A 14,556-nucleotide genomic window follows, 5' to 3' on the forward strand; every position below is an offset into this window, starting at 1 on the left:
GGACGCTGGCAAACGTTAGGACGGCTTTAACACAGTGGCGCTGGCCCTGGCCCGGCCCGCTAGCCTGACACCCAGGGCGGGCTGCCCGGCAGCGAGCGGAGCGGCAATCACGCCGCGCCCCCTCAGCCTTCCCGCCCCCTGGCCCCACTGGAGAAACGAGGAACCATGAAATTCGCACCTGTCTTCCTGACCCTGAGTGCCGCGCTGCTGGCCGGCTGCGCCCCTCAGAAAGAAACCACCACTTCGTCCACGACCACCCAAAACAGCGCCGCCTCGGTCACGACCACCGAAACTGCGTCTACGTCGGCGTCCACCGACACTTCCGCGTCCAGCGAAACTGTATCCAGCGTCAGCACCGCCAGCGACAGCACGGCAGACGCCAGCGCGGCCAGCACCGGAGCGGCCAGCGGCGCGACCGGCGCAGTGACGGTGGGCAGCAAAATTGACACCGAAGGTGCATTGCTGTGCCAGATCACCAAGCTGAGCCTGATCGACGCCGGCTTCACGGTCAACGACAAGTGCAGCACCGGCACCACCAACGTGGTCCGCAAGGCACTGGAACAGGGCGAAATCGACCTGTATCCCGAATACACTGGTAGCGCCATCTATATCCTCAACGAGGGCGGTGCCAAGATTGACGAGGCAGTCAGCCGCAACGCCCAGCAGGCCTACGACACCGTTAAGCGGCTGGACGCCGACAACGGCATCATGTGGCTGGACCACGCCCCCGCCAACAACACCTGGGCTGTGGCCGTGCCGCAAAAGCTGGCCGACGCCAACAATCTGAACACCATGGCCGATTTCGGCAAGTGGGTGGCCGGCGGCGGCAAAGTGAAGCTGGCCGCCAGCCAGGAATTCGTGGACCGTGACGACGCCCTCAGGGCCTTCGAGAAAACCTACGGCTTTCAGCTGAAGCCGGATCAGCTGGTGATTGTCCCTGGCGGCAACACCACCCAGACCGAGACGGCCGCCGCCCAGGGCACCAGCGGCGTGAACGCAGCGATGGCCTACGGCACCGACGGCGCCATCGGCGCACTGGGCCTCAAGGCGCTGACCGACCCGGAAGGTGCCGTGGCGGTGTATCAGCCGGCGCTGACGGTCCGCAAGGCCACGCTGGACAAATACCCCAAGATTGCTGACGTGATGAACCCGCTGTTCGCCAAGCTGGACGAGCAGACCCTCAGCGACCTGAACGGCCGGATTGCCGTGAAGGGCGAAGACGCTGCCAAGGTAGCGCAGGACTGGCTGAACCAGCAGTAAGACCAAGCTCAGCAGAGAAAGTGGGCCGGCGGAGTCATACGCTTCCATCCGGCCCGCTTTTCTATGACTGACGTCTCCTTCCAGCCACAGAAGCGGACGCGGCGTGAATGATTTAATGGCGCCATGACGCATCTGTCTACCTCTGCCCCCACGCCCCGCGACCTGGGCTTCGCCATGCCGGCCGAATGGGAGCCGCACGCCGCCACCTGGATGAGCTGGCCCGCCGACGACGAGTTGTGGTTCGGTCACCTGGAAGGGGTGCGGCAGGACTACGCCGAACTGGTGCGCACCATCGCCCGTTTCGAGCGGGTAGAGCTGCTGTGCCGCAGCGCCGAGTGCGAGGCCGACGCCCGTCGGCGCCTGGGCGAGGACGCCCGGAATGTCACCTTTCATCAGGTGCCGCTGGACGATTCCTGGGTGCGAGATAACGGCCCCATCTTCGTGCGGAACGCGGCCGGTGAGGTGGCGCTGGTCAACTGGCGCTTTAACGCCTGGGGCGGCAAGTTCGAGTGGGAGAACGACAACCGGGTGCCCGAATACATGGCCGCGCGGCTGGGCATGGGCCACTGGGACCGGCCCGAGGTGCTTGAAGGTGGCGGCCTGGAAGTGACCGGAGACGGCGTGGGCCTGACCACCCGATCCTGCCTGCTGACCGATACCCGCAACCCCGGCCTGGACGAAACCGGTTACGCCGAACTGCTGCGCCAGACGCTGGGCGTGCAGCAGCTGCTGTGGCTGGACGGCGGCCTGGAAAATGACCACACCGACGGGCACATCGACACCATCACCCGTTTCGTGGACCCCCACACCATCGTGACCAGCGTGGCCGAGGACCCGTCCGACGCCAACTTTGCCGTGATGGCCGGCAATCTGCAGCAGCTGCGCGAGATGCGGGACGCTGAGGGCCAGTCTTTCCGCATCGTGGAGCTGCCGCTGCCGGCGACCCGGCTGGAAGGCGCCGAGGGCCGGCTGCCGCCCACCTACGCCAATTTCTATATCGGCAACGGCTTTGTGGCTGTGCCGCAGTACGGCGATCCCAATGATGGGCGGGCGCTGGAGATCCTGCGGCCCCTGTTCCCCGGCCGCGAGGTGATCGGCCTGCCCAGCCGCCAGATTATCGAGGGAGGCGGGTCCTTTCACTGCCTGACCCAACAGCAGCCGCTGGGCCCGGTCTGGACTGGGCCAGAGGTAGCAGCGCGCTGACAGCGGTACGCTGCCGGCCTGCATATGCTTGACGAATACCGTATAAGGCATTATATTATTCAACATCACCGCCCACTGAGGGCGGTTTTTTTATGGCTTTCCGTGGTTAGTGTCCCCCCCTGCTCGGTGTTCCGGGGCAGAGGCGCTGACAGCCCGGCTCCCCGGAACTAAACTGGCCAGTGTGATTGAGGCCACCGACTTTTCCGGAGAGTCACTGCCCTGGCCGCCTGCGGAGACACAGGCCGGCCTCTAGGCGCAGGCGATGCAGCCCGGCGTGCAGGAAATGCAGCAGCTGCTCAGATCCTTTCCGATGAACAAACTGGCGCTGGAAGAAGGGCACGCCAGCCGCTACAGCCAGTACCCCGAGGGCGACGTGCTGACTTTTCGTTCGCTGCGCGACCCGGCCAGCCTGAGCGAAGAATCCGAGCGCCTGACACTGTTTCTGTATAGTGACCGCCTGCTGACCCTCAGCCTGCATGAGGTGACTTATCTGGACGATGTCCTGGCGTCCCTGAAAGACGACCCGGCGCAGTCGGCCGGAGACATCGCTTTTCGGCTGCTGGATCAGGCCGTCGGCAGCTACTCGCAGTTTGCTCATATCCTGGAAGACCGCATCGACGAGCTGGAGCTGGGCATGTTCGGGGAAGGCCGGTACCGGCACCAGGACCACCTGGTCCAGACCGTCTTTGACCTCAAGCAGCGGCTGACGCAGGCGCGGCGGCTGTGTCTGGACGCCCAGGACACCCTGGTGCTGCTGACCCGGCACACCGCAGCCGACGAAGCCGATCTGCTGCGCTTCCGCGACGTCCGCGACTCGGTTGACCGGATTTACAAGCGGCTGGACAGCAGCCGCGACAACCTATCCAACTTGCTCAACATCTATTCCAGAGTGCAGAGCCAGCGCATGAACGAGGTGATGCGGACCCTGGCCTCGGTCAGCACCGTGTTTCTGCCGCTGACCTTTCTGGCCGGTGTCTGGGGCATGAACTTCGATCAGATGCCCGAGCTGCACTGGCACTACGGCTATGCGATGGCCTGGGTCATTTTTGGTCTGATCTCGGCCGCGCTGGTCTGGGTGTTCAAGCGGCGCGGCTGGTGGTAGCCCCGGCCCGCCGCATAAGCTTGACGAATACTGTATAAGACGCTATAGTATTCAACATAACCGCTCCGAGTGAGCGGCTTTTTTATTGCCCGCGCCTTTAATGCCTACGCCGCTGCGAGAGCGGCGGGTTCAGGTCTGCGCCTCTTCCTCGGCCTGGTCCTGAATCGGCTGGCGGGAATACTCCAGCTGGCCTAGAGTGCCGCCCTCACCGGCCAGCAGTACCACGTCGCCCTTGGCCAGCGGGGTTTCCGGTAGGGCCAGCAGCGGTTCGTTATCGCGCCAGATGGCGACCGGCAGTACCTCGCTGTGCTGGTGAAGTTCGCTGACAGTCTTCCCGGCCTGCTCCGGCGGCACCGGCCACTCGCGCAGGCGAAAAGATCCCTCGTCATCGGAGGGAGCGCCGCGCAGGTCGTAGTTGAGAAAGTTGCTGAGGTGAGGTGCCACCAGCAGCCCGGCAATCCGCCGCCCGCCCAGGCGGTGAGGGTCAATGACGGCAGTCGCGCCGGCATGTTTCATCTTGCGGCCCACCGCTTCGCTGCTGACCCGCACGATAATCGGCAGGTCGGGGGCCATCTCGCGGGCCGAGACCAGCACGAACATATTCTGTGCGTCCGAATCCATCACCGAAATCAGCGCCTCGGCGCGGTCCAGCCCGGCGCGGTTGAGAATGTCCTCGTCGGCCGCATCGCCCAGCAGGGTCCGCAGCTCGGTCTGCTCGGCCTGCACCAGCAGTTCCTCGTTGGTGTCGATAATCAGTACCTGTTTGCCGGCGTCCAACAGTTCCTGACAGACCGCCTGGCCCATCATGCCGTAGCCGCATACGATCACGTGATCTTTCATTCGCGCCAGAATCCTTTCCTGTTGCCGCCGCAGCAGCTTGGGGTCGGTCAGCCGGCGCACCGCCTGCTCGGCCACCGCGCCCAGCAAAAACAGCATCATGCCCACGCCCAGAAACATCAGCAGGATGCTGAACCACTTGCCGGCCACCGAAGGCGGCCTAACCTCTCCGAACCCCACCGTGGTCAGCACCATCATGGTCATGTACAGCGAATCCAGCAGCGAGTAACCCTCAATCAGGTGGTAGCCCGCCGTGCCCAGGCCGACCAGGCCCGCCACAATCAGCAGCAGATAGAGGGCAGAGAAACGGAACATCCTCTTCACTGTAAAGGAAGACTCTGCCGCCTGACCGTGGGCTGCAGCCACAAAAAAAGCCCCCGCGCTAGGGGGCTGAGAGAGGGGATAGCGGGGATAGCAGGGCTCAGTCCTTGGGCGCATCAATCACCTTGGTGTTCTTGGACTTGTCCTTGCGGCCAGGGCCGCCAGCGGCCGTCACCGTCTTCTGGACCGTCTGACCGGCGCGGGCCAGGTCAGCTTCCACCTGGCGGTTGACCAGCAGCTGCTGGCCGATACCGATCAGGGTGGACAGCACCAGATAGATGCTGACGCCAGCCGGGAAAATCAGGGCCAGGTACACGAAGAAGATGTACATGATGGACTGCTGCTTAAACATTTCCGGCGTGCGGCGGGTGCTGACCCACAGCTGCCCCAGGTTCACGACCAGGTACAGCGCGGGGAGAATCCACAGCGGGTCAGGAATCGCCAGGTCAGGCATCCACAGGAAGCCCGAATCGAACTCGAAGTTGCGGATGGTGGCCCACAGCGCGATCAGGACCGGCAGCGGGAGGAAGCTGGAAAGGCAGCCGGCCGGGTTGAAGTTGTGTTCCTTATAGAGCGCGGCCATCTCCACCTGCATGGCCCGCTGGGATTCCATGTCCTTGGCGTCCTTGTAGCGGTCCTGGATTTCCTTCATCTTGGGCTGCAGCACCTGCATCTTGGCGGTGGTGCGGGCCTGGGCCTGCATGATCGGCCACATCACCAGCCGCAGCAGCAGCGTCAGCAACAAAATGACCAGGCCCCAGTTGTGCACCAGGCGGTACAGCGCGTCCATCAGCGACACGATGCCCAAGCTCAGGCGGCCGAAGATGTTGGGGTCAAACACTCCTGGCATCTGCGCGAAGCCCGACTGGGTCAGGTGAACCAACTCGTTGTGGCCGCCGTACACGTCCACCGAGCTTTTCCCAGTCATGCTGAGGTCCAGTAGGGCGTTGCTGCCACCAGTCATCTGGGCATCGATCCGGGTGCCTTCGGCCGGCCGCACCAAGATGGCCGGCGACATCTGGTTGGGTGGCACGCGCTGCATGGCGGCGTAGCGGATGTTCTCCACCTTGGTGACGCCGGCGCCCTGCACGGTCGCGACCTCGCCTGTCTGCGGCAGGGCGCGGACCCGGGGGTTACCTTCGTTGCCCAGGCCCGGCAGCAGCATCTGGTAGCTCTGCTTGCTGTCGTTGCCGACCTCGGTCTGCACGTTCAGCACGTAGTTGCGAGTATGAATCGTGACCGTCTTGGTGACGGGAGCGCCGCCCTGCTCATAATGGAAGACGGCCGTCTGCTGGTTGTTCTCTTTGTCGTCCTTGAGCACCGGCTGCGCCGCCTTGACCGGCGCCTTGGAGTCAATGCCGTTCAGCTGAATCTGAAGTGCGGGGCCGTTGACCAGGTTGATGATGCCGCGTTCGTTCTGCAGCGCCGAGAAATCAAAAGTTCCGTCGGCATTCTGCTTGATATAAGGGGAGCCGGCGTAGGTCTTGACGTACCAGCCGATGATTTCGCCCTTGTTGTTAAAGACGATGTCGGCCAGGTTGGACCGGGAAATGGCCTCTTCGCCCTGCTGCCCATCAAAATCGGCCGAGAGCCAGTCCTGGGTCAGGGTGTGACCGAACGGCGGAATGCGGTTAGTGCCCCCGCAGCCGGTCAACAGCAGAGCGCCACTTGCAATGAGAAGTAATTTTTTGGTCATGTTCTCGCTTTCTTGCTGGCCCGCGGCGCTCCGGCGTTCCTGTCATCAGAACACTGGGCACACAGGCGGCGGCCAGTAAAGGACTGTAGATAAAGGTAAAGAAAAGGATAAAGGATTCGGGCCAGCCTGTCGGCGGCCAGGCTCCTGCGCCCCGGTACGCGGCCGGCGCGGCTCCAGTTCCCGGGGGGGCCCTGCCATGGCCAGCGCCTGCGGGCACCGCTGCCCCCCAGTGTAAGGGGCCGGCACGGGACAAACCATCCGCTCAGCTTACCAACTGTCCTGCCGGCTGGCGGGCCGGGCTGTGGCAGCCCTGGCTGCGCATCCGGGCGCGGTTGTGCTACACTGCCTGCTGTTCTCTTGCACCTGAAGGAATTCAGGAGACGCGAGAAAGGCACGGGCGCCTGCCCGCGGCCCCGGCAAAACCACACAGGACTGCTGTCAGCCTCCCGGCCGCCGGCAGCGGTCCGGAGCAGAAAGAGAAGAAGGTCCACTTCTTCTCCCTGCATCCGCCACAAGGAGTTGAACCATGTCCAAGAAGCCCGTTCCCAAGAAAAAGACCAGCAAGAGCAAGCGCGATATGCGCCGTAGCCACCACGCCCTGAGCCTGCCGGCCCTGACTGAGTGCCCTCAGTGCCACGCCAAGAAGCTGAGCCACCACGTGTGCGCCAACTGCGGCTACTACAACGGCCGCCAGGTGCTGAGCGTCTGAGGACGCCTCCAGCGAGAAAGCTCCCCCAGCCGGGGGAGTTTTTTTTGGCCTACCAGAAAGCATAAAACCAGGCCGCTCTGAACGGGCGGCCCGGCCAAGTCAGATAGGTCCAGCGGCCGCCCTTACCGCTTGTCAGCCACCCACAGCCCCGCAATGCCGAAGGTCAGTGGGCGGTAGCGGGCGCTGAAGCCGGCCTGGCGCATCATGGCAAGCAGTGTGCGGGGCTCAGGAAAAGCCAGCACGCTTTCGGGCAGATAAGTGTAGGCGCCGCCGTCACCGCTGATGACCGCCCCGATGCGTGGCAGCACCTGCTGAAAGTACAGCCGGTAGACCTGGCCGAACAGGTTCTCGGCGGGCGGCGGGAACTCCAGAATCGCCAGCCGGCCGCCGGGGGCCAGCACCCGGTACATCTCGGCCAGGCCGCGCTCGTAGTCGCTGAAGTTACGGAATCCGAAGGCACAGGTGACCGCATCGAAGCTGGCGTCCGGGTAGGGCAGGTGCAGGGCGTCGCCCTCCTCCCAGGTCACCTTCAGGCCTGTCTGACGGCCCTTAGCCCGGGCCAGTTCCAGCATTTCCGGCACGAAGTCGCTGCCGGTCACTTCGGCGTAGGGAGCACGGCGCTTGAGTTCCAGCGCGAAGTCGCCGGTGCCGGTGGCGATGTCCAGCACGCGGCGGGGGGCTTTGGCGAGGGCTTCCCGGGCCGCCGTCCAGCGCCAGGTCTGGTCCACGCCGAGGCTGAGGATCCGGTTCAGCAGGTCGTAGTGCGGGGCAATCGTGGCGAACATGGCCTGCACGTCGGCGCCCTTATCCTGTCTGTCGCCCACGGCGGGTTTGCTGTGGGGGCGTTGGGGGTCAGTCATGGGGACATGGTAGAGCAGCAGGGCAGAGGCTACGGGATATGTATGCACGCTGCGTGGCAGGACGGCCATAAGCCTAAGCCAAATTGCTGAGGCACTCAGGCCGACCTGCCGTCAGACTGGCATGATGACGGATCTTCGGACAGAGTTGGATGGAGCACTCTTTACGCTGCGGGCAGTCATTCTCTGCGAACGGGAAGGCAAGGTGCTGGTGGAGGGCGGCAATTATCCCTTCCGCAACTTTCCCGGCGGCGCAGCGCAGCTGGGTGAGACGCTGCGGGACGCCGCCGCCCGTGAGTGGCGCGAGGAAACAGGGCTGGACGTAGGCGAGCTGCAATTGACTGCACTGGTAGAGAACTTCTTTGAGCTGACTGGCCGGCGCTGGCACGAGTTGGGCTTCTACTTTCGCCTGACCACGCCCGTAGACTTCAGCGAACGTCGCCAGAATGCCGACAATCCGGCCAACCACCTGGACTGGGCCGACCTGCAAGGCGGTGGGCTGCCCATCTATCCCACTCCGGCCCTCACATTGCTGGACGTGCCAGCCGGCCAGTTCCGGCACATCATCCACCGGGACTGGGCGCCAGCGCCAAGCAGCGACCTCCGCTTCGGCCTGGAAGGGACCGAGGTGCAGGTGCGGGTTCATCTCCTTTATGTTCAGGACGGTCAGCTGCTGACCAACACGGTCCCCGGCTCCGGCTTCTTGTTCCTGCCCGGCGGTTCGGTCAGGCTGAATGAGGATTCACAGGCGGCGGCCCTGCGCGAGTTCCGGGAAGAAACGGGCGTGGAGGCCGTTTCGGCCCAGCTGGTGGGCCTCACCGAAGGGTTCGATCCGGCCAGTCACAGGCAGCAGTTGGGCCTGTGCTACCGCGTGGAGGCGGCCCAGCCCTTACCGCTGACAGTACGCCCCGTGCAGGACCAGACCGAGCTGGTGCTGGACTGGGTGCCGCTGCCGGAGGTAGAGGCCCACGCCGTACAGCCGGCTGGCCTCAGCCGTTTTCTCGACACGCCGGCAGGGCACCTGGAGCAGCTGGTGCTGAACTGGTCCTGAGTCCCTGCACGGCATGTGAGCTCAGGAAATTACGCCCAGCTGCTTGCCCACTGCGCCGTAAGCCTCCAGCGCCTGATCCAGATCGTCCCGGGTATGCTCGGCGGTCACGATGTTGCGGATGCGCGCCTTGTCCAGCGGCACGGTGGGAAAGCCGATGCCGGTGGCGAAGATGCCGCGCTCCAGCAGCAGGCGGCTGGCCTCGAAAGCAGCGGGGGCCTCACCGAAAATGACCGGGGTGATGGGTGTCTGGCTGCCCAGATGGTCAAAGCCCAGCTGCTCGATGCCGGCCTTGAAGTAACGCGCGTTGTCCCACAGGCGCTGCATCAGGCTGGGGTCACGCTGCACTTCTTCCAGGGCCGCCGAGAGAGCGCCGACCACGGCAGGGGGCTGCGCGGTGGAAAACAGGTAAGGCCGCGCCCGGTTGATCAGCAGTTCGCGCAGGTCGGCCGGGCCGGCAGCGTAGCCGCCCACTCCACCCCAGGCCTTGGAGAGCGTGCCCACCTGAATCACGTCGTCGGCATGCTCGAAGCCGAAGTGATGCACCGTGCCGCGCCCAGCCTCGCCCAGCACGCCGGAGCCGTGGGCATCGTCCACATAGGTCACGGCGCCGTAACGGCGGGCCACTTCCACGATGCGGTCCAGCGGAGCGATGTCACCGTCCATGCTGAAGACTCCGTCGGTCACGATCAGTTTGAGGCCGTCCGTATCGTTCTCCTGCAGCACCCGTTCCAGGTCGGCCACGTCGGCGTGCTTGAAGATTTTCTTGTCCGCTTTGGTCAGCCGCAGACCGTCAATGATGCTGGCATGGTTCAGCTCGTCGCTGATGACCAGATCACCCGGTTTCAGCAGGGCGCCCAGCACGCCCTGGTTGGTGGTAAAGCCGGAATGCAGCACCAGGGCGCTGCCGGTGTGCTTGAACTCGGCCAGCTGCTGCTCGAAATCCTCGTGAATCCGCAGGGTACCGGCAATCCCACGCACCGCCCCGGCTCCGGCGCCCCACTCGCGCAGGTATTGCTCGGCCCGGGCCTTGAGCGCCGGGTGATCGGTAAAACCGAGGTAATTGTTGGAGGCCAGATTGATCACCGGCCGCCCACCAATCTGCGTGTGGGCGCGGTTGGGCGTCTCCAGCACTTTGGGAGAAATCAGTAGGCCGGCGTCACGCAGCTCCTGCAGCTCGGTGCGCAGGCGGTCAGTCAGGTTGGTTGGCATGGCCCCAGTCTAGAGCCAGCAAAGACTGCTCAGCTGTTCCCGGCGGCACCGACCCCGCTTTCAGGCACTCAGTTCAAGGTCCAGGCCCAGGAAGCGCCAGAGTGCGCGGCGGTGAACCCGCAGGCCCTCTGGAGCTTCTACCGCCCGCAGGCGGCCGTCACGAATCCAGCGGCGAACGGTGCGTTCGTGGGTGCAGGTGAAATCGGCCACCTCGCTGATTTTGAGCAACTTGGGCAGGGTCTTGTACTGGGTTTCAAGCGTCATAGGAAACCTCCAAAACAAAAGGGGCCGCCTGGCATGGCAGCCCCATAGGGTCAGAGTCAGAGTTGTCAGCGCCGCACTTCCGGCCGGGCCCGCTGGAAAAGGGCGGCGGAAAATGACGGAGGCGGCAGCAGTGGGCTTTCAACTTGGCGCAAATTTAGCATGAGTTGGGTCACGTTTGGGTCATATTCGGGTCAAGATTTGGTCAAGGGGTGAACTTTGGCGCGCTCCCCCCCCCTCGGCCTGCGCCAAATAGCCTAGAGCACCGCTCTTGCCACGTAAAAAAGGAGGCGGCAGGCTGGAGGCATGCCCGCTGACCCATCTCTTCAGTTCCGCCCTTTTGTGCCTGCCGACGCTGCCGCAGTGGCCCGCCTGTATGAGGCCAGTTGCCGGGGGCAGTGGCCCCTGACGGCTGCCGACATCCTGGCGCAAAGCGGCCAGCGATGGGTCGCCGCAGAAGGTGAGGTGCGGGTAGCCAGCGTCCGGCTGGCTCCTTTCGGCGCCGGCGCGGAGGATGCCCTGCGCCTGAGCCTGTGTGGCGAGAGCCGCTGCTTCTCGGGGCTTTATCTGACAGCCCTGAGCGCTGTGGACCGGCGCAGCGCCGCTGGCCGGCCATTGTGCCGGGTGCTGGGCGTGGTGCGGGAAGACTGGAGCGAGCAGGTGCACTGGTTTCAGGCGACCGGCTTTGCCAACGTGTGGCAGAGTTTTGGAGCGCACCTTGACCTGACCGGCTTTGACCCGGAGCGCTTTGCACCGCAGCTGAAGCGGCTGTATCTGGCCGGTGCCGAGGTCCGCGAGTGGCAGCCGGCTGAAGGTTTGGAGGAGCTGTACGCCCTGCACCTCCAGTTTGAAGAAGACGCGCCCAGCACGCCGGCCATTCCAGCCGGGCACCTCAGCCGGGAGGAGTTTGCCGCTGCTCTGCGAAAGCAGCGTACCTGGGTCGTGTGGCAGGGACCAGAAGCCCTGGCCTATACCAGCTTCGCCTTCTCAGGCGGCCAGCCGGACAGCACTGGCACGGTGACCCGGCGGGACCGGCGCGGCCGGGGTCTGGCCACTGCCCTCAAAGCTCAGGCCCTGACCGAGCTGCGGCAGGCCGGCTGGACCCAGGCCAGTACCGGCGGCGCTGTCGCCAATCTGCCGATGCTGCGGGCCAATCTGCGGCTGGGATACCGGCCGGAGCCGCTGTGGCTGACTTTCGAGCGCCGCCTGTAGGAAGCACTTATAGGAAGAAGAGCGGCTAGGTCAGACCCGACAGAAAGTGGGTGGTTGCGTCCAGCACAGCCTCACGCGCTTCACGGTGGGGGGTATGCCCGCAGCCGGGCAGCACCAGCGTCTGCACCGGCCCCCGCGCCGCCTCGGCCGTGCGCTAGACCTGCGCCAGCGTGCCGAACTCGTCACCCCGCCCCTGCATCAACAGCAGCGGCGCCTGAATCCGGTTCATCAGCGGTTCTACCGTCCAGTCGCGGTACTCGTCCGACAGCCAGGTGTCGGTCCAGGCGCGGTAGAGGGCGTCTACTCGGTCGCCGTGGTACTTGACCAGCCGCGCCGCGATATCGGTTTCGGTATAGGCACGGGCGGCGGCGGCCACTCCACGCCGGGTCACGTCCTCGTTGAAGATGTGCCCGCCTTCAGTGATCACGGCGCTCACCCGCTGCGGGCAGAGAGCAGCGGCCAGCAGCGCAATGGTGGCCCCGTCGCTGTGACCGAACAGGACCGCTTGCCGCACGCCAGCCGCGTCCAGCAGGGCTGGCAGCACTCCCTGTGCCTCATGGATCAGGTAGTCGCGGGTCCGGGGCCGGTCGAAAGGGTCCGACTGCCCGTAGCCCAGCCGGTCATATACCAGCGCGTGCCGGCCTGCCGCGGCGGCCAGCGCCTGCGGAAAATCGCGCCAGGTCGCCGTGCAACCCAGCGAGTCGTGCAGGAAGACCAGCGGGGTCAGAGTGTCGGCCGGCCCGCCGGGAGGGTGACGCAGCCAGCGCACGGCCCAGGTCCGGCCGTCCAGCGTCAGCCGGTCATTCTGTTCCTGCAGAGTCACTTTCGGCCTTCCGGGACTGCAGGTCAGCGATGGCCTGTCCCAGCCGTTCAATGCCCACACGAATCTGGTCCTCGTCGTTAAAGGCAAAGCACAGCCGGACATGGTCGGCAGAGTGGCCGTCCACCGAGAAGATGTCGCCCGGCTTGAAGACGACCCCGCGTTCGCGGGCCAGCGGCCCCAGTGCCTCCGCCGTCATGCCGGCCGGCAGCCGCAGCCACAGGAAATACCCGCCGTGCGGCTCCTGAAATTCGCACTCGGCAAAAGCCGGGGCCCGTAGGCTCTCGGCCATGGCAGCGGCGCGGGCACCGAACGTGTCCACGATGTCGCCCAGGTAACGGTCCAGCAGGCCCAGTTCCAGCACCGAGCGCACCAGCGAGGAGCCGATAGGGTTGGTGCCCCCGGCGCTCTGCAAGGTGGGGTTGGTCACCAGATGCTCCAGCAGGTCGCGGCGGGCATGAATCCAGCCCACCCGCAGGCCCGGCGCCAGAATCTTGGAAAAGGTGCCCAGCGACACCACCCGGCCGCCGCCCACATACGCCGAGTAAGGCGGCGGTGGCGTGACCCCGTAGCTGAGCAGCTGATACACCTCGTCGGCCACGAGGTAAAAGTCGTAGCGTTCGGCCAGGGCCACCAGGGCCTCGCGGCGCTCGCGGCTCTGGGTCAGGCCGGTGGGGTTGTGGTGTGACGGAATGGTGTACACCAGCCGGGGCCGGTGCTGCTGCACCAGGGCTTCCAGCGCCGCAGGTTCCAGGCCGTCATGGTCCATCGGGGCCGGAATCACCGTCAGGCCGTGGCTGCGCATCACGTCGGGCGCCGCGTAGTAAGTGTCTTCCTCCACGATGATCGTCTGTCCGGGCCGGGCCAACATGGTGCAGGCGATATCCAGCCCGCCCGAAATGCCGGCCGCAATCATCAGTTCCTCTGCCGGCACCTCAAAGCCGTAGTGCCGGGTCAGAAAAGCGGAGAGCTCGCGGCGCAGGCCCGGGTCACCCCACTCGTCGCCGTACTGCAGAAAGTAGGGATCACCCTGCGAGAAGCGGTGCTGGGCGGCCTGCTCGAATACGGCGTGCGGCAGCAAAGAGTCGGCGGGGTAGCCCAGGGCCAGATTGACGACCTGGGTCCGGGGCAGCGTGGCTGAAGTCATAAGAATGTCCTTTCCGCCCGGCCGGGCCGGAATAGCTGTGTGCGTGCTGTCACTCTGCCCCAGCGCCGGCCGGATTTGCAAGGTGCAGCGCTGGAAGCAGAATCCAGGTCAGTGGTTCAGCACGCGGCTGAGGAAGTTCTGGGTCCGCTCCAACCGGGGCGCCCCGAAGAACTCGGCCGGCGGCAGGTCCTCAAGCAGCTCGCCCCGGTCCATGAACACCACCCGGTCGGCCACCTCGCGGGCAAAGCCCATCTCGTGGGTCACCACGATCATGGTCATGCCTTCTTCGGCCAGGCCGCGCATCACGTCCAGCACCTCGCCCACCACTTCCGGATCGAGGGCCGAGGTGGGTTCGTCGAACAGCATCACCTGCGGCTGCATCGCCAGGGCGCGGGCAATCGCCACCCGCTGCTGCTGACCGCCCGAGAGCTGCGGAGGAAACTTGCCCGCCTGCTCGGCAATACCGACCCGTTCCAGCAGCGCGGCCGCCCGCTCGCGTGCCTGAACGTCCGAGAGCCCCCGCAGCTTGCGCGGCGCCAGCGTCACGTTGTCCAGCACGCTCATGTGGGGAAACAGGTTGAAGCTCTGGAAAACCATCCCCACCTCGCGGCGCACCAGTGGCAGGTTGTGCGCTTCGGTCAGGCGGTGGCCGTTGACCACGATGTCGCCCTGCTGGAATTCCTCCAGCCGGTTGATGCAGCGAATCAGGGTGGATTTGCCCGAGCCCGAAGGCCCCACGATCACGACCTTCTGCCCCGGCTGCACCTGCATGTCCACGTCTTTCAGGACGTGATGGTCTCCATACCACTTGTTCAGGCCACGGACGTCAATGATGGGTTCACCGCTCATGGGCACCTCGTTTTCTACAGTC

At 65.1% G+C, this 14,556-nt stretch carries 15 protein-coding genes; 6 read left to right on the forward strand and 9 right to left on the reverse strand.

The annotated features are described in order from the left end of the window. Window positions 1–224 precede the first annotated feature (224 nt). Window positions 225–449, reverse strand: a complete 225-nt coding sequence (locus tag OCI36_RS09185) for a hypothetical protein (protein WP_261664776.1) — start codon at window positions 447–449, stop codon at window positions 225–227. On the opposite strand from OCI36_RS09185, the gene OCI36_RS09190 reads away from it, so the two are divergent. From OCI36_RS09190 to OCI36_RS09200, 3 genes are all read left to right on the forward strand, one after another. Then, window positions 430–1,260 (forward strand): ABC transporter substrate-binding protein, encoded by an 831-nt coding sequence (locus OCI36_RS09190; RefSeq protein WP_261664777.1) that lies wholly within the window; start codon window positions 430–432, stop codon window positions 1,258–1,260. The two genes, OCI36_RS09185 and OCI36_RS09190, sit on opposite strands and share 20 nt — an antisense overlap. Before the next feature lie 123 nt (window positions 1,261–1,383). Then, a complete protein-coding gene (locus OCI36_RS09195; protein WP_261664778.1) occupies window positions 1,384–2,463 on the forward strand; it encodes an agmatine/peptidylarginine deiminase in 1,080 nt (359 codons plus the stop codon). A 283-nt stretch (window positions 2,464–2,746) separates the two neighbouring features. Continuing rightward, the gene (locus OCI36_RS09200; RefSeq protein ID WP_261664902.1) at window positions 2,747–3,565 is read left to right on the forward strand and encodes a magnesium transporter CorA family protein; all 819 of its coding nucleotides are present in this window, start codon (window positions 2,747–2,749) and stop codon (window positions 3,563–3,565) included. A gap of 129 nt (window positions 3,566–3,694) precedes the next feature. Here OCI36_RS09200 and OCI36_RS09205 read toward each other — a convergent pair whose 3' ends face one another. Then, window positions 3,695–4,717: a potassium channel family protein gene (locus tag OCI36_RS09205; protein ID WP_261664779.1), complete on the reverse strand. Its 1,023-nt coding sequence runs from the start codon at window positions 4,715–4,717 to the stop codon at window positions 3,695–3,697. Window positions 4,718–4,823: 106 nt separating this feature from the next. Next, window positions 4,824–6,419, reverse strand: coding sequence for a membrane protein insertase YidC (gene yidC, locus OCI36_RS09210; RefSeq protein WP_261664781.1), 1,596 nt, complete (start codon window positions 6,417–6,419; stop codon window positions 4,824–4,826). A gap of 526 nt (window positions 6,420–6,945) precedes the next feature. On the opposite strand from yidC, the gene rpmF reads away from it, so the two are divergent. Then, window positions 6,946–7,128, forward strand: coding sequence for a 50S ribosomal protein L32 (rpmF, locus tag OCI36_RS09215; RefSeq protein WP_261664782.1), 183 nt, complete (start codon window positions 6,946–6,948; stop codon window positions 7,126–7,128). A gap of 122 nt (window positions 7,129–7,250) precedes the next feature. Here rpmF and ubiE read toward each other — a convergent pair whose 3' ends face one another. Next, window positions 7,251–7,988 carry a bifunctional demethylmenaquinone methyltransferase/2-methoxy-6-polyprenyl-1,4-benzoquinol methylase UbiE gene (gene ubiE, locus OCI36_RS09220; RefSeq protein WP_261664783.1) on the reverse strand — a complete coding sequence of 246 codons (738 nt, stop codon included), beginning with the start codon at window positions 7,986–7,988 and terminating at the stop codon, window positions 7,251–7,253. Between the two features lie 124 nt (window positions 7,989–8,112). Here ubiE and OCI36_RS09225 point away from each other — a divergent pair, with 124 nt between their 5' ends. Beyond that, the gene (locus tag OCI36_RS09225; protein WP_261664784.1) at window positions 8,113–9,036 is read left to right on the forward strand and encodes an NUDIX domain-containing protein; all 924 of its coding nucleotides are present in this window, start codon (window positions 8,113–8,115) and stop codon (window positions 9,034–9,036) included. A 21-nt stretch (window positions 9,037–9,057) separates the two neighbouring features. Here the strand turns inward: OCI36_RS09225 and OCI36_RS09230 are convergent, their stop codons facing one another. Continuing rightward, window positions 9,058–10,245, reverse strand: a complete 1,188-nt coding sequence (locus OCI36_RS09230) for a glycine C-acetyltransferase (protein ID WP_261664785.1) — start codon at window positions 10,243–10,245, stop codon at window positions 9,058–9,060. Window positions 10,246–10,305: 60 nt separating this feature from the next. Then, on the reverse strand, window positions 10,306–10,509 hold the full coding sequence (locus tag OCI36_RS09235) for a helix-turn-helix domain-containing protein (RefSeq protein ID WP_261664786.1): 204 nt from the start codon (window positions 10,507–10,509) through the stop codon (window positions 10,306–10,308). Window positions 10,510–10,812: 303 nt separating this feature from the next. Here OCI36_RS09235 and OCI36_RS09240 point away from each other — a divergent pair, with 303 nt between their 5' ends. Continuing rightward, on the forward strand, window positions 10,813–11,718 hold the full coding sequence (locus tag OCI36_RS09240; protein WP_261664787.1) for a hypothetical protein: 906 nt from the start codon (window positions 10,813–10,815) through the stop codon (window positions 11,716–11,718). A 154-nt stretch (window positions 11,719–11,872) separates the two neighbouring features. Here the strand turns inward: OCI36_RS09240 and OCI36_RS09245 are convergent, their stop codons facing one another. The 3 genes from OCI36_RS09245 to OCI36_RS09255 all read right to left on the reverse strand — a co-directional run bounded on the left by OCI36_RS09245 (window position 11,873) and on the right by OCI36_RS09255 (window position 14,519). Next, window positions 11,873–12,541, reverse strand: a complete 669-nt coding sequence (locus tag OCI36_RS09245) for an alpha/beta fold hydrolase (RefSeq protein WP_261664788.1) — start codon at window positions 12,539–12,541, stop codon at window positions 11,873–11,875. Further along, a complete protein-coding gene (locus OCI36_RS09250) occupies window positions 12,519–13,685 on the reverse strand; it encodes a PLP-dependent aminotransferase family protein (RefSeq protein ID WP_261664789.1) in 1,167 nt (388 codons plus the stop codon). Before OCI36_RS09250 ends, OCI36_RS09245 begins: the two co-directional genes overlap by 23 nt. A 108-nt stretch (window positions 13,686–13,793) precedes the next feature. Then, window positions 13,794–14,519 (reverse strand): amino acid ABC transporter ATP-binding protein, encoded by a 726-nt coding sequence (locus OCI36_RS09255; protein WP_261664903.1) that lies wholly within the window; start codon window positions 14,517–14,519, stop codon window positions 13,794–13,796. Between the last annotated feature and the right edge of the window lie 37 nt (window positions 14,520–14,556).

The sequence above is a fragment of the Deinococcus sp. Marseille-Q6407 genome, from assembly GCF_946848805.1.
In the GTDB taxonomy this organism is placed as follows: domain Bacteria; phylum Deinococcota; class Deinococci; order Deinococcales; family Deinococcaceae; genus Deinococcus.

Excerpts from the sequence above, each read along its gene's own strand:
- OCI36_RS09195 (WP_261664778.1), top strand. The coding sequence starts at position 1,384 with ATGACGCATCTGTCTACCTCTGCCCCCACGCCCCGCGACCTGGGCTTC.
- OCI36_RS09200 (WP_261664902.1), top strand. The coding sequence starts at position 2,747 with ATGCAGCAGCTGCTCAGATCCTTTCCGATGAACAAACTGGCGCTGGAA.
- OCI36_RS09205 (WP_261664779.1), bottom strand. The coding sequence starts at position 4,717 with ATGTTCCGTTTCTCTGCCCTCTATCTGCTGCTGATTGTGGCGGGCCTG.
- yidC (WP_261664781.1), bottom strand. The coding sequence starts at position 6,419 with ATGACCAAAAAATTACTTCTCATTGCAAGTGGCGCTCTGCTGTTGACC.
- rpmF (WP_261664782.1), top strand. The coding sequence starts at position 6,946 with ATGTCCAAGAAGCCCGTTCCCAAGAAAAAGACCAGCAAGAGCAAGCGC.
- ubiE (WP_261664783.1), bottom strand. The coding sequence starts at position 7,988 with ATGACTGACCCCCAACGCCCCCACAGCAAACCCGCCGTGGGCGACAGA.
- OCI36_RS09225 (WP_261664784.1), top strand. The coding sequence starts at position 8,113 with ATGACGGATCTTCGGACAGAGTTGGATGGAGCACTCTTTACGCTGCGG.
- OCI36_RS09230 (WP_261664785.1), bottom strand. The coding sequence starts at position 10,245 with ATGCCAACCAACCTGACTGACCGCCTGCGCACCGAGCTGCAGGAGCTG.
- OCI36_RS09235 (WP_261664786.1), bottom strand. The coding sequence starts at position 10,509 with ATGACGCTTGAAACCCAGTACAAGACCCTGCCCAAGTTGCTCAAAATC.
- OCI36_RS09240 (WP_261664787.1), top strand. The coding sequence starts at position 10,813 with ATGCCCGCTGACCCATCTCTTCAGTTCCGCCCTTTTGTGCCTGCCGAC.
- OCI36_RS09250 (WP_261664789.1), bottom strand. The coding sequence starts at position 13,685 with ATGACTTCAGCCACGCTGCCCCGGACCCAGGTCGTCAATCTGGCCCTG.